This window comes from Vibrio sp. 10N.261.46.E11, from assembly GCF_041472735.1.
Classification (GTDB): domain Bacteria; phylum Pseudomonadota; class Gammaproteobacteria; order Enterobacterales; family Vibrionaceae; genus Vibrio.
Map to the genome: position 1 here is coordinate 64935 of NZ_JBFRQW010000017.1, position 25769 is coordinate 90703.

Below are 25769 nucleotides of genomic sequence, written 5' to 3' on the forward strand. Positions count from 1 at the left end.
TTACTACGATTGGTATTACAGTAAGACTTCCAGTTAAAACCCAATAAAAAACGCGCAATAGGGTTAATCCATTGCGCGTTTTTTGTATCTGATGATCTGACTAGCTTTATGAGATTCCCAACTACACTCCTTCGTCGCTATCGGGAATAACGAACTCGTTGATGAACCTTCTAGCTATAGGCTCTAACATACGCCCTAGAACACTCAGCCTGTCAGTATCTAGAGATAGGCTCTGGCAAACACCATCAAACACCCCGTCATTCCGACGAGCCTAAGCGAGATCAGGAATCTCTTCCCCGCAACTCTCTACTTAAATTCAGCTTGTTCAGATTCAACAATCTTCTTCAAAGAGTGTGGGTGCAGCTTAATGCAAACCCCTTGATGCTTGAATGCAACCGTTGGGTTATTCAAACGTTCACCCTCACCTTTCGGGCTAGAGAGTTTTATCTTAATGCCTTGATCTGCCAAAGTTTCAAACTTAGCAGCGAACTGCGGGTAAGTCTCTTTAAGATCCGCTAGATACTCATCGGCCGTTTGCGCGTGAGACGGAATCACAAACTCGACATGTTCCCAATCTTGGCTTGGATAAATCTTGCCTTCTGCTGGATATGGCAACTCTAAGCACTCAATCTTCCAACCAAGGCTTTGCAATGGCTCATCGAAAGCCAACACCACAATTGGGCGACCGTTAATCATCGCTTCTGAAATAGTAGAGCCGTATTCAGACCATGCTTGGTGTGCTGATTTCGCAAGCTCAGTTTCATTGATTCTTAATGCAATATGATCCGCTTGAGCAAAGCTTAAATCCAAACCCAGCACATTTCCTAGGTTCTCAATTTTCGTCATAAACGTATCAAGGCGTGCAATCATTTGTTGTGGTTCTAGTTCAGCTTGCTTCAGGCTCATCGTCATTGTCTATGTTCTCCAAATAATGGCAGCATGGTATCAGTTTTACTTCCAGCAACAAGCGCTGCTTTAACAAAAAACACTCAAAAAGTACCGTGGCTTACTTTCCTAAATAGACAAACTTGGCTTGGTCAAAGTTGATTGTCAAAAACCCCTCAGGAAATGTTAATTTTCTATCAATTCGACCTATAAGAAAGCCCACAAAATTGGTATGATTAACGCCATTTTTGTGAACTTAAACAGAGTCTGTTGTTCATTTCAGCATTAAATCGTTAACTAGAAGCATAATTAGCCAAATTTAATGCCCACGAAATAACGGCTACTCTTATTCATCCTTGAATTGAAGGAAACGCGTGTGAATATCCAAGCACTGATTAATGACAAAGTATCTCAGGCTCTAGAAGCCGCTGGCGCACCTGCAGGCTCTCCTGCGGCTGTCCGTCAATCTGCAAAACCACAATTTGGTGACTACCAAGCAAACGGCATTATGGGTGTTGCTAAACGACTAGGCACTAACCCTCGAGAATTTGCTCAAAAAGTATTGGATGTTCTAAACCTAGACGGTATCGCTTCTAAAGTTGAAATCGCAGGTCCAGGTTTCCTAAACATCTTCCTAGATGAAACGTTCCTGGCACAACAAGCAGACGCAGCGCTTGCTGACTCTCGCCTTGGTGTTTCAGCCGCAGAAGCACAAACTATTGTTGCTGACTACTCAGCTCCAAACGTTGCAAAAGAAATGCACGTAGGCCACTTACGTTCAACGATCATTGGTGATGCTGTTGTTCGTACACTTGAGTTCTTAGGTCACAAAGTTATCCGTGCTAACCACATTGGTGACTGGGGTACTCAATTCGGTATGCTTATCGCAAACCTTGAGCGCATCCAAGCTGAAACTGGTGAAGTTTCAATGGAACTGTCAGATCTTGAACAGTTCTACCGTGAATCTAAAAAGCTTTACGACGAAGACGAAGAATTCGCAGTAAAAGCACGTGGCTACGTAGTGAAACTGCAAGGCGGCGACGCATACTGTGCTGAAATGTGGAAAAAGCTGGTTGACGTAACTATGGTTCAAAACCAACGTAACTACGATCGCCTAAACGTATCACTGACACGTGATGATGTGATGGGTGAAAGTATGTACAACCATATGCTTTCAAACATCGTTTCTGACCTACAAACACAAGGTCTAGCAAAAGAGTCTGACGGCGCACAAGTTGTATTCCTAGACGAATACAAAAACAAAGATGGCGACCCTATGGGCGTTATCGTGCAAAAACGTGACGGTGGCTTCCTATACACCACCACCGATATTGCATGTGCTAAATATCGTTTTGAAGAACTGGGCGCAGATCGCGTACTTTACTTCATCGACTCTCGTCAGCACCAACACCTAATGCAAGCTTGGACTATCGTTCGTAAAGCGGGTTATGTTCCTGAGTCTGTATCTCTTGAGCACCACGCGTTCGGCATGATGCTAGGTAAAGATGGTAAGCCATTTAAAACTCGTGCTGGCGGTACAGTGCGTCTTGCTGACCTTCTGGACGAAGCAGAAGTACGTGCAACTCAGCTGATTGAGTCTAAAAACCCTGAGCTAGCAGAAGACGAGAAGAAAACCATTGCGAACACAGTAGCAATGGCAGCAGTTAAATACGCAGACCTTTCTAAGCACCGTACCACTGATTACGTGTTCGACTGGGAAAACATGCTGGCATTTGAAGGCAACACAGCACCGTACATGCAGTACGCATACACTCGTGTCGCTTCAATCTTTGCTAAAGCAGGCATTTCTATGGACTCTCTAGAAGGTGAAATCAAAATCACTGAAGAGAAAGAGAAAGCCCTTATCGCGAAACTTCTACAATTTGAAGAAGCGGTACAGTCTGTTGCTCGTGAAGGTCAACCACACATCATGTGTAGCTACCTGTTCGAACTTGCTGGTCAATTCTCTAGCTTCTACGAAGCATGCCCTATCCTTGTGGCTGAAGATGAAACCGTTAAACAGAGCCGCCTGAAGCTTGCTGCACTAACAGCGAAGACTATCAAGCAAGGTCTGTCGCTTCTAGGCATCGAAACTCTAGAGCGCATGTAATTCCCTTAGGGTTACAATGAATAAATACAAAGGTTGATGTGAGAGCATCAACCTTTTGTTTTATCTAACGTATACTAATACCAATCGTAGTAAATAACTCATCATCCTAGCTGGTTATTTGCTTACTGTGATTGGTATGACTTCAAGAAATCGAAATGGATAATAATAATGAGCTTTGAACTTCACCCACAGTTAGCAAAAGACACCACGCTTATCGGCGAATTTCCACTAAGTTTGGCTCTGCTAAGCAAAGACAGTGCAGTACCTTGGGTTATCTTGGTACCCAAACGCGCCAACCTAAAAGAGTTGCACCATCTGCCAATGAAAGAACAACAGCAGTTCTTGCTTGAGTCTCAAGCGGTAAGCCAAGCATTAGAAGCTACGTTTCAACCAGACAAGTTGAACCTTGGTGCGCTGGGTAACATGGTGCCACAACTACACATTCACCATATTGCACGTTTCAAAGACGACATCGCATGGCCAGGGCCAGTATGGGGAAACACTAAAGGTGAGCAGCGTACGGAAGAAGAACAAGCCGCAATCCATACTCGCATTCAAAACGTTTTATCGCTGAGCTCTATCTTCAAGAAAGCGTAATTCGAGTTCATCTCATTACGCTTTAAAGTAAGACAGTTCAGGAAAGACACATAACAAAAAGCCGCTCACCTAATAGGTGAGCGGCTTTTTTATTGTCTAATCTCGTCGCTTTCAACGAGAGTATGAGACCTGAACTACATCATCACATTCAGTGACAAACCATCTTGTTTGCTGATGGTGTAGCGAATACGTGTTGTATGGCCATGCTTATTGGTGTCGACCAAGCGAGATATCTTGCCTTTCTTGACCCACACTCCCAGCATCGCATCGATACCGTCTTCACTTACCCCAAACTTAGATGCAAGCTCACTACGAGCAGCAACACCTTCGTTATCAATGTATTGATGAAGTTCAGTTAAAATCATACTACTTGTACCTCTAATACTTTCTGCTTACTGCCGACTTTCTTGAAGACTCGATAGGTCAGTACAAAGCCACCAGCAATCGCCACCATCCATACCGCACTGCTGATTGGATGAGCAGCGAAGTTTGCTGCTTGGTAATAGAAGGTCGCACCGAAGTAACCAAGTGCCATTGTCCAAACTGCGATGAAGCGGGCAAACGTCTGACCAAATTCACGAACATAAGCCCCCATCGCAGCCACACAAGGTGTGTAAAGCAAGATTAGGATTAAGTAAGCAAACGCAGCGTGGCCTGATACAAACTTATCTTTCAAGTTACCAAAGATCGAAGTATCAACCTCTTGATCAGCAGCCACAGAACTAGAGTCAGACAAGTCACCAACTTCAATGCCTAATGGATCTGAATAGCTCAAACCAGCAAGGTTTTCAGGAATGGTCATTACAGCTTCTTCTAAACTTGCCGCTAGATCAAACTCAGCCGCTTCTTCATCAGAAGGTGTGGTGTATAAGCTATTTAGCGTACCAACCACAGCTTCTTTCGCAAAAATACCAGTAATGATACCAACCGTTGCAGGCCAGTTCTCTTCAGTAATACCAATCGGTTGGAACACTGGAGTTACCACTTGAGCCGCTTTAGATAGCACAGAACTTTCACTGTCTTCATTACCAAAGCTGCCATCCATACCTAGCGAGTTTAGAAAGCTAAGAATAGCCACAACCATCACGATTGTTTTACCCGCGCCAAGTACGAAACGCTTCAGTTTTTGCCACGTTTTAAGCATTACGTTCTGCACGGTCGGCAATTCGTAATCTGGCATTTCCATTACTAAGCTATCGCTGCTACCTGGGTAAATGGTGTTCTTAAGGAACAGACCCGTAAACACAGAAGCAACAATACCCATGATGTACAGAGCGAATACCACGTTTTGTCCAGCACCTGGGAAGAATGCAGCTGCGAACAGTGCGTATACAGGTAGACGAGCACCACATGACATAAACGGCGCCATTGATGCAGCCAGTTTACGTTCGCGTTCTTGGTCAAGAGTACGAGTTGCCATGATTGAAGGTACGTTACAGCCAAAACCAAGCACCAGTGGTACAAACGCTTTGCCCGGCAAACCAATCTTCTGCATTACTTTATCAAGTACAAATGCCGCACGCGCCATGTAGCCTGAGCTTTCAAGCACTGCTAAGAACAAATAAAGAGCTGCAATAACCGGAATGAAGGTCGCAACGGTTTGAATACCACCACCGATACCATCAGCCAATATAGTGACTAGCCAGACAGGCAAGTGACCATCTAATAAGTGATGTCCACCATCAACCAATATTGCCCCAACACCAATATCAAAGAAGTCGATAAACGCACTACCGATATTGATAGAGAACATGAACATCAGGTACATGATCACAAAGAAGAAAGGAATACCGACCCATTTATTCAAAATGAATTGGTCTGCTTTTTCTGTGAAGTTGCGGCTTAGCTTGCCTTCGCTGCGACGAACACGTTTACAAAGGTCATGTAAGAATGTGTATTTCGCGTCAGCGACTGCAAGGTCGATATCAAAGTCAGCACCAAGACGTACACCATCAATTTGAGTACGAGTTTGAGGAGCCAGTCCATTCAAGACCAAGTAATCATTTTCTAAAGCACGAATTGCCAGAGCTCGGTGAGAAACATCTGCATCATCAAATTGTGATTCAACAGAAGGGATAAGAGCTTCTAATGCTGCGTCGTAATCAATAGAGATAGGATCAAGGCTCACACCTTGAACAAGCAATTTATGTAGGCGCTCTTTAAAGCGAACCACTTGGTCTTTGTCGTTTGCAGACAAGCTTAATACTGGACAACCAAGCTCTTTCTCAAGTGCTTTAAGATTAATCACCTGACGCTCACGCTTTAGTACGTCCATTTTATTCAATACAACGATCATTGGGCGACCCAATTCTCGCAGTTGTAATGTCATGTATAGGCTTCGTTCCAGACAGCTTGCATCTACCACATTAATGATTACGTCTGCCGGATGAGTAAGCACCGCGCGAGACGCGATAGATTCATCGATGCTGTTCGCATCATTACCACTGTCTAGCGCGTAAATACCGGGTAAGTCGGTAAGCTGGAACTGATCACCTGCGTGTGAGTATAAACCCGTCTTCTTTTCTACGGTGACACCAACCCAGTTACCAACGTGCTGTTTAGCACCAGTCAGTGCATTAAATAATGTTGTTTTACCACTATTCGGGTTACCAACGGTGAGAACTTGATAATCCATTTAGATAACCTCGATTTGTTCTGCGATGCTTTCACGAATGGCGATTGAAACCCCTCTCACTTCAACTTGAAGCGGATCACCCATAGGTGCACGGCGAATCAGAGTCACCTCGGTTTTTGGCAACATGCCCATGACCATAAGTTTTTTTCTAACTTCTGGTGTTAAACCTGTTAGTGCAACAATAGAAGCCGCTTTGCCTTGCTCTAGTTGTGAGAGTTTCATAAGTACCCAATTCGTGACTGATAATGAGAAAGATTGTTATTACGAGCATGATACACATACATGACCACAATTCTATTGTGTGAAATCAATGTTTTCGAAAATACACTCTCGTAAATTTCGTTAAAAACGTTTACGTCAAAAACGTCACTTTTAATAATCAGTGAGAACTACCTCACTAGCACATGTCAACCAGGAAACAATAAAACACCAATAATCAATAGCTTATAACAATGTCGGTTTTATTACAGTCATCTGTCGTTAATTTTATAAGAAAAACAAGTCGCTACCCGTATAGTTACTCCATCGAAGAGAAACTCTTTCTCTTTAATTTTATTCCAGAGGTGATGTGGCTTGCCATATCACTCCGGCAGCAAGCGAAGGTGTCATTGGCACCCGTGGTATAGTCCCCCCGGCTATACCACGATATTTTTTTTCTTCCTTTTTTTAACCCACAAACCTTTTTAAATTTCCCAACTATCGTTATATCTCGTATCTCGTATCTCGTATCTCGTATCTCGTATCTCGTATCTCGTATCTCGTATCTCGTATCTCGTAGAAGCATAAAAAAGCCCCAACACGAATGTCGAGGCTCAAAATATCTTTATCTATGTTGTAACTGGACGTCCCCAGTTCACTGCTCTTCGTTGTTTTCAGCAAACTTAGATGGCGACATGCCAAAGTGATGTTTAAACCTTTGACTGAAATAGGAAGGGTCATTGAAACCAGAATCAAACGCGACGTCTGAAATCCTCTCTCCCGCAAGTAACCGCTCGCACGCATGCTCTAAACGCACTTCATTCAAATGCTCTTTAAAGGTCTTATTGTAAGCCGATTTAAAACGTCTCTGTAAGCTTCTCTCTGACATGAACAAATACTTAGCAGCATTTGCAGTACTGAACTCTGCATCGGCGTAGTTTTCACTAACAAGCTGCGATACTCTGTTTTTCCACTCTTGCTCAGCACTTAACTTTTGCTGCTCCGTCGCTGAAACGGTAAGCTTAATGGTCTCAATCTGTTCAATTGTGCTAGCTTCCAAATTATCTAACACTTGATATTCAATCGGCCAAGAAAGCTGAACCTTATTTTGAGAGTCCGAGACAAAGGCATTCAGTTCACCACCGCTCTGATTCATCAACAATGGCAACTTTTCGATGTTTAGGTCGGTCGACTTTCCAGTATTGTCATTAATGCTTGAAGTCAATTTAGGGAAAGGCATCCCATGGTCTCGAATCGTCACAACAAGGTGCTCTTTAACCTCTTCAACCAATACCACCATACTCTGTGACTTAAAATTTCTCTTAATGATGCTAGCGACTAGACTGTTGAAAATAATATCAAGATTAAAATACAGCAAGGATACATGTCGTTGTTTAGTGTCAACTTTAATATCCAGTACAATACCGGCTTTGGCTAAATCGTCCTGCCAAGCTTTGAGTACAGCTTCTAAGATTAAAATTATATCGTAACAAACCTTTCCCTTCCCTTGTGGCATGTTACTCAGCTGAGCCAAGCCATTTTTCAATATCAATATTGCCGACTTACCTTGTTCATCATTCCAATTTGGGATCATAGCTGCGATATGATTAACTTCAGAAGAGAGTTCATTAGCAGTATGTGTGACAAGAGCATTCTTAACTGACAACTGTTTTTTAAGCTGTTGATTAGTCGTTAGTAGTATTCGGCTTTGATGCCTCAGTTGATCTGTCTTTAATGCAACTTGCGCCTTTAAGTGCCTATTGGCGAAAGTGACGTAACGCGATCGCCAGAAAACCAAAGCAGTCACTACACAGATAAGTAATATAAGAGAGCTTGCTGCTGCCCAATTACTCAGATACCAAGGTTCCGCAATAGAGAAGCTTTGGTTCGTTGACGTAAAGCGATAATGGGAGTCCTTAACGGGTTTCACTTCCAACGTATAGTCCCCAGGAAGAAGGTGATCGAGTGTTAGTAAACCCCCTTCAAACTCACTCCAAGGTTCGTTGTCGCTTAGTCGATACTCCATTGCAGGCGTGTATGTCGCTGGTAAAATTCCAATCTTGAAACCGATTGATGAGCCATAAGGAATTTCATCTAAATCAGCTGTCTTACCACCAAGTGATACTATCTGCTGGTCGACACTTATCTTGCTCAGCAATGCACGGCTATGAGGTGTTGTTGATACCAATAGCTCATTAGCTAATGCACTCACCACGCCATATCTTGAGCCAAAGATAAGCCTAGTAGACTGGCTACCTGAGCTGTAAAACAGAGCACACGCACCTGCAGCCAATTCATTGGTGATCAAGCCAAATGGTGAGCCGATATGTTTATGCAGTTGCCCATCCAATCCGTAATAGCTAATACCTTTCGAAGAGCCTAACCACATCCCATTATCATCGCTAATTAAACATTTAGGACTGATATTTTCCTCAACAAGAGTGACCTCTTGAATAATAGAACTGTTATTAGAGATTCGATACACACCGTAGCTACTCGCAAACCACTGGGAGCCATCTTTCGCTTTTTCAATATCGACCACTTTGCCAAGCCGCTCGCTTGAACGACTAAAGCTAATTCTCTCATCAAGAAAAGAGTAGAATCCGTGATCAGTACCAACATAAATACGACCTTGTAAACCTATATTGAGAGCGGTGATCTTTGCTGGCAAAAATTTATCAACTAACCAGTCGGTGCCATAACTTGTCAACTTATTGGTTTCGATAGCTAACGAATAAAGGTTTTGTCCCGAGGTCATCCAAAGCATGTTATCCGCTTCAAGTGCAAAGTTTTCAACGGGTACACCTTCAATCGCTCTTGGTAGATCGACCTTTTCAGCCTCTAACGTATCAGTGTTGAAACTAATAATACCTTCTGCAGTCGCCAACCAAATTGAAGAATCAAAGATCTCAAAGTCCTGTACCGGGTTAGAGTAAACACGAACGGGGTTATCTTCACTTTGAGAATCAACCAAATAGAGACCTCTGGAAGAAGCAACCCAAGATAGTTGATCGCGAACAAGCTGTACTTTGTTTATCACCACACTACTCGAGTGCATCCCCATTCCCGTTAATGGCGTTCTTGAGAATGTCCTGCTGAACAGTGAAAAGTATCGAATTCCGTTATTGGTCGCGACCCACATTCCACCAGCATGGTCGTTAATTAACGAATATATTTTTTCACCCGGTAACGAAAAGTCTTGATTATCGGCTTGTTCAAATCGTGTAATTTGCCCCGTAATAAAATTGTAGCTGATAAGACCATGCTCAGTCCCAATCCAGTATTGATCGGTTGTTTCAGCGAGAGAAAGAACATGCGAACCACGCACCCACCTTTCTTTCTTAGGATTTGCAAGATCTATAATCACTGCACCATTCAATGTGCCAATGACTAACTCACGTCTTGCCATCGAAAAATACAGCGTCTCTATATGATTTTTTTCTGATGCACCGATATGAGTAAATTCTTGGCTATCAGAAAGGTACACTCCGGAACTGGTCGCTAGCACCCATTTTGACAGCACCCGCTCAGCATCGTTAATCGTAATATCGCTGCTATTGTTGTGCCGATACAATTTTAGAAGCGAGTAAGTGCTAAATTCTAAAGATTGAGTATTGTACGTATAGAAATTACTGCCATCTGTAACCCAAATATAATCACCGGAAGCACCGATATTCGCGATCTCAGCCCCCGGGCTTAGGCTAAATGCAAGTGCGTTGCCGATTCCTGGGCTATGTCGGTACACCTCATTATCAAAGAAAGTCCAAAATTCATCGTTAAGAAACGCGACTTTCTCTGAAGAAAATTGCAAAAGGCTACCTTTTCGAGGGAATAGGGTTCTGCCATCATAAAAAAGTATTTTTCCATGCACATCATGAACCCAGAGTCCGCCACCTTCACCTAAGTACAGATTTTTTGCCGCAAGGAAGTTCCCTTGTGCTTGAACGGGCAAAGGGTAGAAAACGGAGGGTGATGTATTTACCGCAAGAACGCTAAATGAAATGCTCATTAAGATGAACATTTTGAAAATAATTCGATACAACTTTTAATCCTGAACAGCAACAACGCATGAAATATTGGTTCTCACAACGCTTGTTGCTGATTAACCAAATAGTGAGTTTTTTTGTGCTTATTATTATCTTTCTATTTTAGCTGAAATTGACAAAGGAGAAAGGGGGTTTGGTATTTGTTGGAAGGTTTTATCTTAGCGGTCACGAAAATGCCGCAAAAAGCGGCATGATTCATCAATTAACGAGGGCAAAGTGTCGTAAAGAATACTCGATATTGATTACATTCCACTCAAGCAACTTGCGTAACTATCTGTAAGCTGCTGAAGAAAATCAAAATAGCTTCCACTCTTGACTTCAACCTGCGAACCGACAGGATCAAGTTGTCCTTGTTTAGCGTTACTTCCACGAGTCACCGATTCAATCACTGCTGGTGTAAATTGAGGCTCTGAAAATACGCATTGAACATTTTCACGCACCAAGGTCTTCTTGATAGCGATTAGACTTTTTGCGCCAGGTTTACGCTCAGGGCTTACCGTAAAGTGACCTAAATTATTCAACTCAAACTTTTGTTCGAAATAGCCATACGCATCATGGAATACGTAGTAACCTTTGTCTTTCACTGGCGCAAGTTGTTCATGAATCGACTGCTTTTTCTCTTTTAGAGCAATCAAGAATGAATCTAGGTTCTCTTGATACGCCATGGCGTTATCAGGGTCTGATTCAATTAGCTTAGCTGAGATATATTTTGCCGCAACCTCAACTTGATCGATACCCAACCAAAAATGCGGGTCATGGCTACCATGGTTGTGCCCTTCATGAGCATCGTGGTCTTCATGTCCAAACTCTTTCAAGTTAATCCCCGGAATCTCACTGATCTTGATAACGTTTTCTTTAGAACCAATCACCTTGGTCAAAAAAGCTTCTAGGTCAGGGCCAAACCAGATCACCATATCGGCACTATGAACTTTTTTGACATCTGATGGCTTAAGCGCATAATCGTGCGGCGAAGCATTGCTGTTCATCAACACATCCGGCTCACTAACGCCCTGCGTTAATTCTGTCACAATCATTTGAATTGGTTTGAAGCTTGTTAGAATAGTATTGGCACTTGCAACACTTGGCGCTAAAAGCAAAGTAGCAAGTATAAAAGATGAACGTGACATAATTCCTCGTTAATAGAAAAGTAGCTTAGGCTTGAGGTAAATGTTACATTATAACATTAGCGAATTGCAAATGAGTTCTATTCATGGATAACTTAATCCAACTAGATTCTGTGAGCGTCGAATTTGACGGTCGAAAAGTTCTAGATAACATCTCTCTAAATTTAGAGCGCGGCAGAATCACCACCCTAATTGGGCCAAATGGCGCGGGAAAATCAACCTTAGTTAAGGTACTACTAGGGCTCCAGAACAAATATTCCGGAAAGATCACCAAATCAAAAAAACTAAAAATTGGTTATGTTCCTCAAAAGCTAAAGCTGAACGACTCTCTGCCTCTTAATGTAGAGCGTTTTCTTAAGCTCACCGGAAAATTCAGCAAGCAAGAAATTCTAGAATCTTTGATGCTAGTGGGCGCTGAACATCTGATGAAAAGTAACATGCACCAACTGTCTGGTGGCGAAAACCAACGCGTGCTGATCGCTCGCTCTCTATTGAAAAGACCCGATCTGCTCGTTCTTGATGAACCCGCACAAGGTGTTGATGTACAGGGCCAAATCGACCTTTACGATCTGATCGATTCCATCCGTCACCGCTTTGGTTGCGCTGTGTTTATGGTTTCACACGACTTGCATTTAGTGATGGCAAAAACAGACGATGTGATCTGTTTGCATCACCACATCTGTTGCTCTGGTGCACCGGCTGATATCAAGCACCACCCTTCTTATATCGCGCTGTTTGGTACTGCGGTTCAAGAAAGCTTGGCTTTCTACCACCACCAACATGACCACCATCACCATGACTTGGCAGGCCAGCCAGTTTCAGGGGATGTGCACGACTGCTCCAACCATAAACACGGACATCACCACTAATGCTTGAGTTTCTTCTACCTTCTATTCTTGCAGGCTTAGGCATTGCTCTTATTGCTGGCCCATTGGGTTCGTTCGTGGTGTGGCGCAAGATGGCTTACTTTGGTGACACCCTTGCACACGCCTCTCTAATGGGCTTAGCGCTTGGCTTCCTGTTCAACATTAACTTGTATTTCGCGCTACTGATTTGTTGTTTGATGCTAGCGGTGTTGCTGGTTACGTTACAAAAGCAAAAGCTTGTCGCGACCGATACCCTACTCGGTATTTTGGCGCACAGCGCTCTGTCTTTGGGTCTTGTCGCCGTGAGTTTCTTAGATAACGTTCGTGTTGACCTAATGAGCTACCTATTTGGTGACTTGCTTGCAGTGTCTCCGACCGACTTAGTATTTATCTATGCGGGTGCTGCCGTGATTGGAGTGGTACTTGCTATCTTTTGGCGACCACTATTGTCGACGACAGTTAACGAAGATCTCGCAGCGGTTGACGGTATCAACATTGATTTAATGCGTCTGATTTTGATGCTGCTTGTTGGTATCGTGATTGCTGTCGGTATGAAGTTTGTGGGTGCATTAATCATGACATCGCTATTGATTATTCCTGCGGCAACGGCAAGGAAGTTCTCCAATACCCCTGAGCAGATGGCATTCCTCGCATCGATTATTGGTTCTATCGCTGTATTCGGTGGATTAAGCTTGTCTTGGTTCTATGACACGCCTGCTGGTCCGTCTGTGGTTATCAGTGCGGCTGCGATGTTTATGCTATCTCAAATGGTGAAGACCCGAGCGTAGTCATACGACTCGTATCTCGTATCATTGAAAACATACAAAAAAGGCTTGGTCAGTGACCAAGCCTTTTTTATATCGCTCAGTTAGCTTCTATCTCAATCGATAAAAGCCAGCTGATTACCAACCCGTGATTTCACGTAGGCCTTTACCGATGTCAGCAAGAGACTTAACTGTCTTAACGCCGGCTGCTTCTAGTGCCGCGAATTTATCTTCAGCAGTACCTTTACCGCCAGAGATGATTGCGCCTGCGTGGCCCATACGTTTACCTGGAGGAGCAGTAACACCAGCGATGTAAGAAACAACTGGCTTAGTTACGTTTGCTTTGATGAACTCAGCCGCTTCTTCTTCCGCTGTACCACCGATCTCACCAATCATTACGATTGCTTCTGTCTCAGGGTCTTCTTGGAAAAGTTTTAGGATATCTATGAAGTTTGAACCTGGGATTGGGTCACCACCGATACCAACACATGTAGACTGACCAAAGCCTTCATCTGTTGTTTGCTTAACTGCTTCGTATGTCAGAGTACCTGAACGAGATACGATACCTACTTTACCCTTCTTGTGAATATGACCAGGCATGATACCAATCTTACACTCATCTGGAGTGATAAGACCTGGACAGTTAGGACCGATCATGCGAACGCCAGTTTCTTCTAGCTTCACTTTAACGTCGATCATATCTGTTGTAGGGATACCTTCAGTGATCGTTACGATCAGTTCGATACCTGCATCAATCGCTTCTAGGATTGCATCTTTACAGAAAGGAGCTGGTACGTAGATAACGGTTGCTGTTGCGCCAGTTACTTCTACAGCTTCACGTACGGTGTTGAATACTGGAAGGCCTAGGTGAGTTTGACCACCTTTACCAGGTGAAACACCACCAACCATTTGCGTACCGTATGCGATAGCTTGGTCTGAGTGGAATGTACCTTGACCGCCAGTGAAACCCTGACAGATTACTTTAGTGTCTTTGTTAATTAATACAGACATTATTTAGCCTCCGCAGCAGCAACTACTTTCAGAGCAGCATCTGTTAGAGATTCAGCTGCAATGATATCAACATCAGAATTAGCAAGTACTTCGCGACCTAGGTCTGCGTTGGTACCTTCTAGACGAACAACTACAGGAACTGTTACGCCAACTTCTTTAACCGCACCGATAATACCTTCAGCGATCATGTCACAACGAACGATGCCACCGAAGATGTTTACTAGTACTGCTTTAACATTGTCATCAGAAAGGATGATCTTGAATGCTTCAGCTACACGTTCTTTTGTCGCGCCGCCGCCTACATCAAGGAAGTTTGCTGGCTTGCCGCCGTGTAGGTTTACGATATCCATCGTACCCATCGCAAGGCCTGCACCGTTAACCATACAGCCAACGTTGCCATCTAGTGCTACGTAGTTCAGTTCCCACTGTGCTGCGTGTGCTTCGCGCTCATCTTCTTGAGATGGATCGTGCATTTCACGTAGTTTAGGCTGACGGTACATCGCGTTTGAGTCGATGTTGATCTTGCCGTCTAGACAAAGCAGGTTACCTTCGCCAGTAATGACAAGCGGGTTGATTTCTAGTAGAGCTAGGTCGTACTGAGAGAACATTTGGCCAAGACCCATGAAGATCTTAACGAACTGTTTAATTTGATCGCCAACTAGACCAAGTTTGAACGCAAGTTCACGGCCTTGGTAAGCTTGAGGGCCCACTAGAGGATCGATCGCTGATTGGTGAATCAACTCTGGAGTTTCTTCAGCGATTTTCTCAATGTCCACACCGCCTTCAGTTGACGCCATGAATACAATTTTACGCGTTGCGCGGTCAACAACAGCACCTAGGTAAAGTTCGTTAGCAATGTTTGATGCTTCTTCAACTAGGATCTTAGTTACAGGCTGACCATTAGCGTCTGTTTGGTAAGTCACTAGGTTTTTTCCTAGCCACTTTTGTGCAAACTCTTTAACGCCTTCTTTAGTGTCATGTAGCTCTACGCCGCCCGCTTTACCGCGACCACCAGCGTGTACTTGACACTTAACGACTTTCTTGGCTGTACTGATACGACCTGCAGCTTCGAAAGCTTCTTGTGCAGTATCACATGCGAAACCTTCTGGTACAGGCAAACCGAATTCTGCAAACAGCTGTTTGGCTTGGTATTCATGCAAATTCATTTTGATATTCCGTTTATTTTCCCTTAAGGGATTATTATTTCCATAACGACACAGTTTCCTGTGGTACGTCTGTAGGGTCTTCTCAAATCAACTGCTGTCCATTTTCTAATGGCTTTACAGTTCAATTGAAGGCCAGACGTTGAGCAGCCTAGCCTTTGAAACTTTTTACGTCTAGCTAACTGGGCTAACTAGACGTTTTAGCGATACTAAACGTCTAATAGCAGACGTGCAGGATCTTCTAGAAGCTCTTTGATGGTCACTAGGAAACCAACTGATTCACGGCCATCGATTAGACGGTGGTCGTAAGAAAGCGCTAGGTACATCATTGGTAGAATCTCTACCTTGCCATCAACAGCCATTGGACGATCTTGGATTTTGTGCATACCCAGGATTGCCGCTTGAGGCGGGTTGATGATTGGCGTAGACATTAGAGAACCAAATACACCACCGTTTGTGATAGTGAAGTTACCGCCCATCAGCTCGTCAACAGTTAGCTTGCCGTCACGGCCTTTGATTGCTAGCTCTTTGATGCCTTTTTCGATATCAGCGAAACCTAGTGTGTCACAGTCTTTCAGTACTGGAGTGACTAGACCACGTGGCGTTGATACTGCCATGCTGATGTCGAAGTAGTTGTGGTAAACGATATCTGTACCATCAATAGAAGCGTTCACTTCTGGGAAACGTTTTAGCGCTTCTGTTACTGCTTTCACATAGAAAGACATGAAGCCCAGACGCGTGTCGTGACGCTTCTCGAATTGGTCTTTGTACTGCTTACGAAGGTCCATGATTGGCTTCATGTTCACTTCGTTGAAAGTAGTCAGCATTGCTGTGCTGTTCTTCGCTTCTAGAAGACGGTTTGCAACTGTCTTACGTAGGCGAGTCATAGGTACGCGTTTCTGGCTACGAGCTGCTGCTGGCGCTTCAACTGCTGGTGCAGATGCTGCTGCCGGAGCCGCTTTCGCTGCTGCTAGATGTGCGTCGATGTCTTCACGAGTAATACGGCCACCAACACCAGTGCCTTTAACGTCAGCTGGTTGTAGGTTGTGCTCTGCAAGCAAGCGACGAACAGCTGGGCTTAGTGCTTCGTTGCTCTCTTCTGTAAGAGCCGCTTTGTGGCGCTTATCAGGAGAAGCTTCTGTATCTTCAGTCGTGTCTTTCGTTGGTTCACCAGCGACAGCACCCGGCTTGATTTTAGCCAGAAGCTGTTTAGAAAGTACCGTAGCACCTTCTTCTTCGATGATAGCTTCCAGAACACCCGCTTCAGGAGCTGGTACTTCTAGAACTACTTTATCTGTTTCGATATCTACAATGACTTCATCACGTGCAACCGCTTCGCCCGGTTTTTTGTGCCAAGTAGCAACTGTTGCATCAGCCACAGATTCAGGTAAATCTGGAACCAGAATTTCAATTGTCATGTGCGTATTTTCCTTTTACTTCTAGTTCTTAAGTAGGGTCAAAGCGTCGTCAACTAACGCTTTTTGTTGTTTCAAGTGTACCGACATATAGCCAACAGCTGGTGATGCTGATGCAGGGCGACCTGCGTATTGAATATCAGCACCCACTGGGATAGCAGCTCGGAAATTATGTTGGCTACTGTACCAAGCACCTTGGTTTTGTGGTTCTTCTTGACACCAAACGTAATCGACTACATTTGTGTACTGTGCAATTGCAGCTCTCACGTCCTCGTAAGGGAACGGGTAAAGTTGCTCAATACGTACAATAGCGACATCGTCTTGCTCGTTCTTACGTCTTTGGTCAAGTAGGTCAAAGTAAACCTTACCTGAACAGAACACGACGCGTTTTACGTTCTCAGGAGCCAGATCATCAATTTCTGCGATAGCTGGTTGGAACGTACCTTCAGCCAAATCTTCCAGAGAAGAAGTACACAGAGGGTGACGAAGCAATGACTTAGGTGACATTACAATCAGAGGACGACGCATTGGTCGAACAACCTGACGACGAATCATGTGGTAAACCTGAGCCGGTGTTGAAGGAACAACAACCTGCATGTTTTGTTCAGCACATAACTGAAGGTAACGCTCAAGACGTGCAGAAGAGTGCTCTGGGCCTTGACCTTCATAACCGTGAGGAAGCAGCATAGTTAGACCACATAGACGTGCCCACTTTTGCTCACCTGACGAAATAAATTGGTCGATAACAACTTGTGCACCGTTTGCGAAGTCACCAAATTGTGCTTCCCAAAGGGTTAGACCGCTTGGCTCTGCTGTTGCGTAACCATACTCAAATGCCAGTACCGCTTCTTCAGACAATACCGAGTCAAACACTTGGAATGGCCCTTGTTTATCATGAATGTTCGCTAGAGGAACATACGTGCTTGCATCTGATTGGTTGTGCAGTACTGAGTGACGGTGGAAGAACGTACCACGACCAGAATCTTGGCCAGAGATACGAATACGCTTACCGTCATCAACCAGTGTTGCGTAAGCCAGAGTTTCAGCCATACCCCAATCGACTTGTTTCTCACCATTTACCATGGCAGTTCGATCGTTGTACAGTTTATTGACTCGGCTTTGCAACTTGTGGCTGTCTGGGTATTGGCAAAGTTTAGTACCAAGCTCTTTCAGGCGCTCGATATCAATCTTATTGTCCCACTCGATGTTCCAGTCGTGACCTAGATAAGGCGACCAGTCCACAGAGTGAAGTGCCATTGGGCGCCACTCTTTAACCACAACTTCACCGTGATCAAGTGCATCACGATATTCGTTAACTAGCTGAGTTGCTGTATCAATACCAAACTCACCACGCTCCATTAGCACGTCAGCGTAAAGCTTACGTGGTGTTGGATGCTTCTTGATTTTTTGGTACATCAAAGGCTGTGTTGCATTCGGCTCATCGGCTTCGTTGTGACCGTGGCGACGGTAACAAACCAAATCAATAACAACATCACGCTTAAAGGTATTACGGTAATCCAATGCAAGACGCGCTACGAACGCAACCGCTTCTGGATCATCAGAATTAACGTGGAAAATTGGAGCCTGAACCATCTTCGCGATATCTGTACAGTACATCGTAGAACGTGTATCGCGAGGGTTAGACGTTGTAAAACCAACTTGGTTGTTTACAACGATACGAACCGTACCACCGACGCAGAAACCACGCGCTTGAGACATGTTAAACGTCTCTTGCACTACACCCTGACCAGCGATAGCTGAATCACCATGGATAGTAATTGGAAGTACACGGCTGCCGTCTTTATCGTCTAGACGATCTTGTCGAGCACGTACTGAACCGATAACTACCGGGTTTACGATTTCTAAGTGAGATGGGTTAAATGCAAGTGCTAAGTGAACGTTGCCGCCTGGGGTTGCGAAATCCGCAGAAAAACCTTGGTGGTATTTCACATCACCAGTACCCCATGAATCATCGCTGTGCTTGCCCGCAAATTCGTCAAACAGGTCTTGTGGCTTTTTACCAAGCACATTGACCAGCATGTTTAGACGACCACGGTGAGCCATACCAACAACAACTTCACGCATGCCTTGTCCGCCAGCATGACGAATAATTTCTTTCGTCATTGGGATAAGCGCATCACCACCTTCCAAGGAGAAGCGTTTTGCGCCTGGGAATTTCGCACCAAGATAGCGCTCAAGACCTTCAGCCGCAGTTAGCTCTTCTAGGAAAGCTTGCTTTTCTTCTTTATTGAAAGAGGGTTGACCAGATACAGACTCTAAACGTTGTTGAATCCAACGCTTTTGCTCTGTATTTGTCATGTGCATGTATTCTGCACCAATAGAGCCACAATAAGTCTGCTTTAGAGATTTGTAGAGATCTTTAAGCACCATCGTCTCTTGGCCAATCGCGTAAGAGCCGACGTTAAACGTCTCATTGAGGTCATCTTCGGTAAGAGTGTGAAAAGAAGGGTCCAGTTCATCAACTGTCGCTCTTTTCCATAAACCTAGGGGGTCTAGATTTGCTGCTTGATGCCCTCGGAATCGATAGGCATTAATAAGTTGCAGAACCTTTACTTGTTTCGCATCGACATCTGGATCACTAACTTGGACACTGTAATGCTTTGTTTCTTGAGCGAGTCGACGGAAGTATTCACGAACACGAGAGTGTGGTTGTTCCACTGTCTCTGAAGCTTGCACAGGCAGTTCTTCAAAAACATTTCTCCATTCGTCACTTACCGAATCTGGGTCACTTAGATACAGTTCATAGAGTTCTTCTACGTACGTTGCATTGGCGCCAGCCAAGTGTGAAGACTCGAGCCATGCCTTCATCACGCCGTTGTGCATATTTTCCCTTAACCAGTAGTTTTCACGTTTGCTGCGGTCTATGCCGAGCTATTAAAAGGCCGCCCCAAAACTTCTAGGGCGGCAATTTTTATATAACTTAAACCGAACGATTCACGAGCATGGTCTTAATGTGACCAATCGCTTTCGTCGGATTTAATCCCTTAGGACAAACACTTACACAATTCATGATGCCATGGCAACGAAAAACGCTAAATGCATCATCAAGATCGGACAGACGTTCGTCTGTCGCCGTATCTCGGCTATCTATTAGCCAACGGTATGCTGCAAGTAGGCCAGCTGGTCCGATGAACTTATCTGGATTCCACCAGAATGATGGGCATGAAGTCGTACAACATGCACACATAATACATTCATACAAACCATCTAAATGAGCACGCTCATCAGGGCTTTGTAGGTTTTCACGAGCCGGTGGCACATTGCCATCAGACACTAAGAACGGCTTAACTTTTTCGTAGTTATCGTAGAACTGAGTCATGTCTACGATTAAATCACGCACAACAGGCAAACCTGGAAGTGGGCGGATTACGATCTTATCTTGGCCAGAAAGTGCAGACAGTGGCGTGATACACGCCAATCCGTTTTTACCATTCATGTTCAAACCATCAGAACCACATACACCTTCACGGCATGAGCGACGGAATGAAATCGTTGGATCTTGCTCTTTCAAAAGAATAAGCGCGTCCAAAAGCATCATGTCAGAACCTTCTTCCACCTCTAGGGTGTACTCTTTCATGTAAGGCTTCTGGTCCACATCTGGGTTGTAACGGTATAAAGAGAAATTCAGTTTCATGGTCATATCTCCTTAGTACGTACGTGCTTTCGGCGGGAATGCTTCACGATGGATAGGTTCCATGTTCACGCCACGCTTAGTCATACTTTCTGATTCAGGGTTGTACAGTGAATGGCATAGCCATTGCTCATCATCACGATCTGGGAAGTCGAAACGAGCATGCGCTCCACGACTCTCTGTACGGAAGTTTGCTGCAACCGCGGTTGCGAATGCTGTTTCCATCAAGTTTTCAAGCTCTAAACACTCAATACGTTGCGTGTTGAACTCTGTCGACTTGTCTGAAAGGTGTGCATTCTTCAGACGCTCGCGAATCGCTTTAAGATCTTCTAGGCCTTCAGCCATTGCTTTGCCTTCACGGAATACTGAGAAGTTGTTCTGCATACATTGCTGAAGATCTTTACGAATTACCGCAGGATCTTCACCGTCGGTACTGTTTTCCCAACGATTGTAGCGCTCTAGTGAACGTTCAATGTCGGCTTCAGTTGCAGGTTTTGCTTCAGCTTGCTTGTTCAAAGTCTCACCTAGGTGTAAACCTGTCGCACGACCAAATACCACCAAATCAAGTAGTGAGTTACCACCTAGACGGTTTGCACCGTGCACTGATACTGATGCGATTTCACCACAAGCAAACAGACCTTGAATTTCAACATCGTTGCCATCTTCGGTTTGCTTAATAGCTTGACCAGAAACTTGCGTTGGAACACCACCCATCATGTAGTGACACGTTGGGATTACAGGAATTGGTTCTTTAACAGGATCAACGTGAGCGAAGGTACGAGAAAGCTCACATACACCCGGTAGACGAGATTCAAGCGTCTCTTTACCTAGGTGATCAAGTTTCAGCTTGATGTGTGGACCCCATGGACCATCACAACCACGACCTTCACGAATCTCAACCATCATCGAACGAGCTACAACATCACGACCTGCTAAATCTTTAGCATTCGGAGCATAACGTTCCATGAAGCGCTCGCCGTCTTTATTGAGAAGGTAACCACCTTCACCACGACAACCTTCTGTTACCAAAACACCTGCGCCAGCGATACCCGTTGGGTGGAACTGCCACATTTCGATGTCTTGCATTGGAACGCCAGCACGAATCGCCATGCCAACACCGTCACCAGTGTTAATGTGAGCATTGGTTGTTGATGCGTAAATACGACCAGCACCACCAGTAGCAAGGATTGTTGCCTTCGCTTTGAAGTAGCAAACCTCACCCGTCTCCATACAAAGCGCGGTAGTACCTAAGATTGCACCATCTTCGTTTTTAACAAGATCCAGTGCATACCACTCAGAGAACACAGTAGTTTTATGCTTGATGTTTTGCTGGTAAAGCGTGTGCAGCAGTGCGTGACCAGTGCGGTCGGCCGCAGCTGCGGTACGAGCCGCTTGCTCACCACCAAAGTTTTTCGATTGGCCACCAAAAGGACGTTGGTAGATAGTGCCGTTATCAAAACGAGAAAATGGTAAGCCCATCTTTTCAAGTTCAATAACTGATTCAGGGCCATTTTTACACATGTATTCGATAGCATCTTGGTCGCCGATGTAATCGGAACCTTTTACCGTATCGTACATGTGTTGTTCCCAGTGATCTTCATGCGCATTACCAAGAGCAACGGTGATACCACCTTGCGCAGATACAGTATGAGAACGAGTTGGGAAAACTTTAGAAAGCAATGCACAAGATAGGCCTTGCTCTGAAATTTGCAGTGCGGCACGCATACCAGCACCACCAGCTCCGATAACTACGGCATCAAACTCACGAACAGGAATAGTCACTTACGCACCCCACAAAATAAACAGACCAGAGAAGAAATATCCTAGAAGAACCGCAACAACACCGACTTGAAGACCAACGCGCAATTTTGCACATTTGATGTAGTCAGTTAGTACTTGCCACAAGCCGATCCACGCGTGAACCAAAATTGAAGTAAGCGCTAACATGGTGAAGACTTTAGTGAAGGTACCACCAAAGAATTGCGTCCAAGATGCGTAAGAAATATCACCTGAGAAAGCACAGAAGCTCACTAGGTAGATAGTGTAAAGCGTCATAATAATGGCTGTTGCACGAATCAATAGATAATCATGCACACCATTACGACCAAAAGTAGAAACGTTGTTTACCATACTAAGATCCCCGCTAGTAGAGACAATACCGCTGTTGCTGCGAATGCAACCTTAGCGCTCTTAGCGCCAGATTCCAGCTCTTCAAAGTGACCAAGGTCCATAAGAAGGTGACGAATACCACCAGCAATGTGGTAAGCCAAAGCGGTTAAAATGCCCCACAGAATAAACTTCACGAAGAAACCGTCGACAATGTCGCTAGCTTCCATAAAGCCTACAGGGGAAGAGAGGGAAATGGATAGTAACCAAAGCAGAATTCCGATCGCAACAAAAGTAATCACCCCAGACACACGGTGTAGGATGGAAGCTATTGCTGTGATAGGAAAGTGGATGGTCTGTAAATCTAAATTAACAGGTCTTGTCTTTCTTTCTTTCACGGGCTCGCTCACTCAGCTCCATTGAGCATGATGGTCATTAAATAACCTTATGTATTGTTATGGACAAAATTTGATTGCAAACCCTCAAAATTTAACATTAACTTAACAAATAACATAGGTTGAGCCTTAGATAATTGTAAAGTAATTGTTAATAACTAGGTTTCCGAAGACACCTCACATTTCTTCTTAGCCTTGCATTTATAAGGTTTTAACCAAACTTTTCAGCGCCACTATACGGCTGGCAACATTCTAATACAATTGATGCAACAAATAATGCTACACAGCACAGACTTTTAACGAATTTAATGTAAAAAACACTAACAAGTGCACACAAAGCTGCAGAAAAATTGACTTTCTGACGTAAGACCAGTAAAAAAATGGCACATAAACATCCTGGACGGATTAATAATAACAAAGGAGATTGTTATGGCGGATAAGAAAGCTACCCTTCATATTGAAGGTCAAGCGCCGATCGAATTGCCGATTACAGAAGGTGTACTTGGTACTCCAGTCATCGACGTTCGTACACTGGGTTCTAATGGTTTTTTCACTTTTGATCCTGGTTTTCTTGCCACTGCATCTTGTGAATCGCAAATCACTTATATTGACGGTGGAAAAGGTATCCTTCTACACCGTGGTTATCCAATTGATCAACTGGCCAATAACGCTGATTACTTAGAAGTTTGTTACATTCTTTTATACGGCGAAGCTCCTTCTCGAGCTCAATACGAAGAGTTCAAGACGACTGTCACGCGTCACACCATGGTTCATGAGCAAATTGCTAGTTTCTTCCACGGTTTCCGCCGTGATGCTCACCCAATGGCTGTTATGTGTGGTGTGGTAGGTGCGCTTGCTGCGTTCTATCATGATTCATTAGATGTTAATAACGACACACACCGTGAAATTGCGGCATACCGCCTAATTTCAAAAATGCCAACACTGGCTGCAATGTGTTACAAATATTCTATCGGTCAACCGTTTATCTACCCACGCAATGACCTAGGCTACGCAGAAAACTTCCTGCACATGATGTATGCGAATCCATGTGAAGAATATGAAGTGAACCCTGTTGTTGCTCGCGCTATGGACAAAATCTTTACGTTACACGCAGATCACGAACAAAATGCTTCAACGTCAACAGTTCGTTTAGCTGGCTCTTCGGGCGCAAACCCATTTGCTTGTATTGCTGCTGGTATCGCTTCTTTGTGGGGTCCGGCTCACGGCGGTGCTAACGAAGCTTGTCTAATGATGCTTGAAGAGATCGGTAGCGTAGACAACATTGAAGAGTACGTCGCAAAAGCAAAAGACAAAGATGATCCATTCCGTTTAATGGGCTTCGGTCACCGTGTTTACAAGAACTACGATCCACGTGCAACGGTAATGCGCGAAGCGTGCCACGAAGTACTTAAAGAACTGAACATTCAAGACCCACTACTTGACGTAGCAATGGAACTTGAGCGCATCGCTCTTTCTGATGAGTACTTTGTATCGAAGAAGCTATACCCGAACGTAGATTTCTACTCTGGTATCATTCTGAAAGCGATCGGCATTCCAGTATCAATGTTCACAGTAATCTTCGCGATGTCTCGTACTATCGGTTGGATTGCACACTGGAACGAAATGCACAGCGACCCGACGAACCGTATCGGTCGTCCTCGTCAGTTGTACACTGGTGAAGAACAGCGTGATTTCCAAGCTCTACACGAGCGCGAATAGTAAGGTTTAGACTTTTCTAATCGATTAAAATCAGAAAGGGTTGATGTATTAACATCAACCCTTTTCTTTTATATGCTCTCAACTCTGTCATCCTCAAATGTAAGGGACGAGCGAGTTAGGGATCTCTTTAAGCGAGCAGATAAACTCTACAGGTTACCAGCTCAATTCTAGGGAATGACGCATACACTCGACTCGTACCCCTCATCTCGCATCTGTTCTTAAACCGGATTATCGATATCAATAAACTCAACATCCAAGCCATGTTCTTTCGCTAACCATTCACCTAACGCTTTTACACCGTAGCGCTCAGTCGCGTGGTGGCCTGCCGCAAAGTAATGGATATCTTGCTCACGTGCTGAGTAAGTAGTGCGCTCTGAAATTTCACCAGAGATAAATGCATCAATACCTTGAGAAGCCGCTAACTCAATGTAATCTTGACCACCACCGGTGCACCAACCGACAGTCGTAATCATTTTGTCTTGGTTTTCCGGGGCAATGTGTAATGGCTTGCGATTCAAAGCTTGGCCAACCTTTTCTGCGAACTCTGCACCTGTCATTGGCGCACTCAACTTGCCGAACATCGCAACCGATTGTGGGTGCCCTTCCAAGCCACCTTCTACTTCAATATCAAGCAACTCAGCAAGCTTGGCGTTGTTACCAAGCTCAGGGTGGATATCAAGTGGTAAATGGTAACCCAAAAGGTTGATGTCATTTTTAATCAGGGTACGAATGCGCTTACCCTTCATGCCACGAATTGCTTCTGATTCACCTTTCCAGAAGAAGCCATGATGCACTAATAAAGCGTCTGCGTTCAGTTCTACCGCTTTATCAATCAAGGCTTGAGAAGCTGTCACACCAGTAACGATACGCTTTACTTCTGGCGCACCTTCAACCTGCAAACCATTCGGGCAGTAATCTTTAATCTGCTGTGGCTGCAGTTTTTCGTTAAGAAGCTTTTCTAATTGTAAGTTATTCATTTTTATTTCCAGCTTACCTTTATAATAACGTCGTTATATCAATTTACGGGTAGAATGTCGAAAGCCCCAGGGCCATGTTTATATAGAGCTACGTTTATGAAAAACG

20 protein-coding genes are annotated in these 25769 nt (G+C 44.3%); 5 read left to right on the plus strand and 15 right to left on the minus strand.

The genetic code is table 11. The features are described 5' to 3' along the window. Positions 1-306: 306 nt before the first annotated feature. Positions 307-912 (minus strand): VOC family protein, encoded by a 606-nt coding sequence (locus AB4407_RS05520; RefSeq protein ID WP_372119421.1) that lies wholly within the window; start codon positions 910-912, stop codon positions 307-309. Positions 913-1261: 349 nt separating this feature from the next. Between AB4407_RS05520 and argS the strand changes: the two genes are divergently transcribed. Together argS and AB4407_RS05530 are read left to right on the plus strand one after the other, a co-directional pair. Beyond that, complete coding sequence (gene argS, locus AB4407_RS05525; RefSeq protein WP_009847308.1) at positions 1262-2995, plus strand: arginine--tRNA ligase; 1734 nt, start codon at positions 1262-1264, stop codon at positions 2993-2995. Positions 2996-3163: 168 nt separating this feature from the next. After that, positions 3164-3592, plus strand: a complete 429-nt coding sequence (locus AB4407_RS05530; protein WP_065110960.1) for an HIT domain-containing protein — start codon at positions 3164-3166, stop codon at positions 3590-3592. Positions 3593-3726: 134 nt separating this feature from the next. Here AB4407_RS05530 and AB4407_RS05535 read toward each other — a convergent pair whose 3' ends face one another. From AB4407_RS05535 to znuA, 5 genes are all read right to left on the minus strand, one after another. Further along, positions 3727-3957: a FeoC-like transcriptional regulator gene (locus AB4407_RS05535; RefSeq protein ID WP_009847310.1), complete on the minus strand. Its 231-nt coding sequence runs from the start codon at positions 3955-3957 to the stop codon at positions 3727-3729. Continuing rightward, positions 3954-6227: a Fe(2+) transporter permease subunit FeoB gene (feoB, locus tag AB4407_RS05540; RefSeq protein ID WP_372119423.1), complete on the minus strand. Its 2274-nt coding sequence runs from the start codon at positions 6225-6227 to the stop codon at positions 3954-3956. Before feoB ends, AB4407_RS05535 begins: the two co-directional genes overlap by 4 nt. Next, positions 6228-6449, minus strand: a complete 222-nt coding sequence (locus AB4407_RS05545) for a FeoA family protein (protein WP_008221191.1) — start codon at positions 6447-6449, stop codon at positions 6228-6230. It lies immediately after the preceding gene. Positions 6450-7080: 631 nt separating this feature from the next. Beyond that, positions 7081-10467 carry a helix-turn-helix domain-containing protein gene (locus AB4407_RS05550; protein ID WP_372119425.1) on the minus strand — a complete coding sequence of 1129 codons (3387 nt, stop codon included), beginning with the start codon at positions 10465-10467 and terminating at the stop codon, positions 7081-7083. A gap of 246 nt (positions 10468-10713) precedes the next feature. Continuing rightward, positions 10714-11598 carry a zinc ABC transporter substrate-binding protein ZnuA gene (gene znuA, locus AB4407_RS05555; protein WP_372119427.1) on the minus strand — a complete coding sequence of 295 codons (885 nt, stop codon included), beginning with the start codon at positions 11596-11598 and terminating at the stop codon, positions 10714-10716. Between the two features lie 83 nt (positions 11599-11681). Between znuA and znuC the strand changes: the two genes are divergently transcribed. Beyond that, positions 11682-12464, plus strand: coding sequence for a zinc ABC transporter ATP-binding protein ZnuC (gene znuC / locus AB4407_RS05560; RefSeq protein ID WP_010436800.1), 783 nt, complete (start codon positions 11682-11684; stop codon positions 12462-12464). Next, positions 12464-13249, plus strand: a complete 786-nt coding sequence (gene znuB / locus AB4407_RS05565; RefSeq protein WP_372119429.1) for a zinc ABC transporter permease subunit ZnuB — start codon at positions 12464-12466, stop codon at positions 13247-13249. Before znuC ends, znuB begins: the two co-directional genes overlap by 1 nt. Positions 13250-13363: 114 nt before the next feature. Here the strand turns inward: znuB and sucD are convergent, their stop codons facing one another. The 8 genes from sucD to sdhC all read right to left on the minus strand — a co-directional run bounded on the left by sucD (position 13364) and on the right by sdhC (position 22982). Continuing rightward, positions 13364-14236 (minus strand): succinate--CoA ligase subunit alpha, encoded by an 873-nt coding sequence (gene sucD / locus AB4407_RS05570; protein WP_004734209.1) that lies wholly within the window; start codon positions 14234-14236, stop codon positions 13364-13366. Then, positions 14236-15402, minus strand: coding sequence for an ADP-forming succinate--CoA ligase subunit beta (sucC, locus tag AB4407_RS05575; protein ID WP_372119431.1), 1167 nt, complete (start codon positions 15400-15402; stop codon positions 14236-14238). The genes sucD and sucC overlap by 1 nt, the downstream gene beginning before the upstream one ends. 206 nt (positions 15403-15608) lie before the next feature. Next, positions 15609-16817 carry a 2-oxoglutarate dehydrogenase complex dihydrolipoyllysine-residue succinyltransferase gene (odhB, locus tag AB4407_RS05580; protein ID WP_372119433.1) on the minus strand — a complete coding sequence of 403 codons (1209 nt, stop codon included), beginning with the start codon at positions 16815-16817 and terminating at the stop codon, positions 15609-15611. A 21-nt stretch (positions 16818-16838) separates the two neighbouring features. Next, positions 16839-19658 carry a 2-oxoglutarate dehydrogenase E1 component gene (gene sucA / locus AB4407_RS05585; RefSeq protein WP_372119435.1) on the minus strand — a complete coding sequence of 940 codons (2820 nt, stop codon included), beginning with the start codon at positions 19656-19658 and terminating at the stop codon, positions 16839-16841. A 97-nt stretch (positions 19659-19755) separates the two neighbouring features. Continuing rightward, on the minus strand, positions 19756-20469 hold the full coding sequence (locus AB4407_RS05590) for a succinate dehydrogenase iron-sulfur subunit (protein ID WP_009847320.1): 714 nt from the start codon (positions 20467-20469) through the stop codon (positions 19756-19758). A gap of 12 nt (positions 20470-20481) precedes the next feature. Beyond that, complete coding sequence (gene sdhA / locus AB4407_RS05595) at positions 20482-22248, minus strand: succinate dehydrogenase flavoprotein subunit (RefSeq protein WP_372119437.1); 1767 nt, start codon at positions 22246-22248, stop codon at positions 20482-20484. After that, positions 22249-22596, minus strand: coding sequence for a succinate dehydrogenase, hydrophobic membrane anchor protein (sdhD, locus tag AB4407_RS05600; RefSeq protein ID WP_004734215.1), 348 nt, complete (start codon positions 22594-22596; stop codon positions 22249-22251). It abuts the gene before it with no gap. After that, on the minus strand, positions 22590-22982 hold the full coding sequence (sdhC, locus tag AB4407_RS05605) for a succinate dehydrogenase cytochrome b556 subunit (protein WP_012604532.1): 393 nt from the start codon (positions 22980-22982) through the stop codon (positions 22590-22592). The genes sdhD and sdhC overlap by 7 nt, the downstream gene beginning before the upstream one ends. Before the next feature lie 414 nt (positions 22983-23396). On the opposite strand from sdhC, the gene AB4407_RS05610 reads away from it, so the two are divergent. Further along, positions 23397-24686 carry a citrate synthase gene (locus AB4407_RS05610; protein ID WP_004734217.1) on the plus strand — a complete coding sequence of 430 codons (1290 nt, stop codon included), beginning with the start codon at positions 23397-23399 and terminating at the stop codon, positions 24684-24686. Between the two features lie 218 nt (positions 24687-24904). Here the strand turns inward: AB4407_RS05610 and AB4407_RS05615 are convergent, their stop codons facing one another. Next, positions 24905-25663 (minus strand): Nif3-like dinuclear metal center hexameric protein, encoded by a 759-nt coding sequence (locus AB4407_RS05615; RefSeq protein ID WP_372119439.1) that lies wholly within the window; start codon positions 25661-25663, stop codon positions 24905-24907. Between the last annotated feature and the right edge of the window lie 106 nt (positions 25664-25769).

Bases quoted from the DNA above. Each gene is read 5' to 3' on its own strand.
- AB4407_RS05520 (WP_372119421.1), bottom strand. From the start codon at position 912: ATGACGATGAGCCTGAAGCAAGCTGAACTAGAACCACAACAAATGATT.
- AB4407_RS05530 (WP_065110960.1), top strand. From the start codon at position 3,164: ATGAGCTTTGAACTTCACCCACAGTTAGCAAAAGACACCACGCTTATC.
- AB4407_RS05535 (WP_009847310.1), bottom strand. From the start codon at position 3,957: ATGATTTTAACTGAACTTCATCAATACATTGATAACGAAGGTGTTGCT.
- feoB (WP_372119423.1), bottom strand. From the start codon at position 6,227: ATGGATTATCAAGTTCTCACCGTTGGTAACCCGAATAGTGGTAAAACA.
- AB4407_RS05545 (WP_008221191.1), bottom strand. From the start codon at position 6,449: ATGAAACTCTCACAACTAGAGCAAGGCAAAGCGGCTTCTATTGTTGCA.
- znuA (WP_372119427.1), bottom strand. From the start codon at position 11,598: ATGTCACGTTCATCTTTTATACTTGCTACTTTGCTTTTAGCGCCAAGT.
- znuC (WP_010436800.1), top strand. From the start codon at position 11,682: ATGGATAACTTAATCCAACTAGATTCTGTGAGCGTCGAATTTGACGGT.
- znuB (WP_372119429.1), top strand. From the start codon at position 12,464: ATGCTTGAGTTTCTTCTACCTTCTATTCTTGCAGGCTTAGGCATTGCT.
- sucD (WP_004734209.1), bottom strand. From the start codon at position 14,236: ATGTCTGTATTAATTAACAAAGACACTAAAGTAATCTGTCAGGGTTTC.
- sucC (WP_372119431.1), bottom strand. From the start codon at position 15,402: ATGAATTTGCATGAATACCAAGCCAAACAGCTGTTTGCAGAATTCGGT.
- odhB (WP_372119433.1), bottom strand. From the start codon at position 16,817: ATGACAATTGAAATTCTGGTTCCAGATTTACCTGAATCTGTGGCTGAT.
- sucA (WP_372119435.1), bottom strand. From the start codon at position 19,658: ATGCACAACGGCGTGATGAAGGCATGGCTCGAGTCTTCACACTTGGCT.
- AB4407_RS05590 (WP_009847320.1), bottom strand. From the start codon at position 20,469: ATGAAACTGAATTTCTCTTTATACCGTTACAACCCAGATGTGGACCAG.
- sdhD (WP_004734215.1), bottom strand. From the start codon at position 22,596: ATGGTAAACAACGTTTCTACTTTTGGTCGTAATGGTGTGCATGATTAT.
- AB4407_RS05610 (WP_004734217.1), top strand. From the start codon at position 23,397: ATGGCGGATAAGAAAGCTACCCTTCATATTGAAGGTCAAGCGCCGATC.
- AB4407_RS05615 (WP_372119439.1), bottom strand. From the start codon at position 25,663: ATGAATAACTTACAATTAGAAAAGCTTCTTAACGAAAAACTGCAGCCA.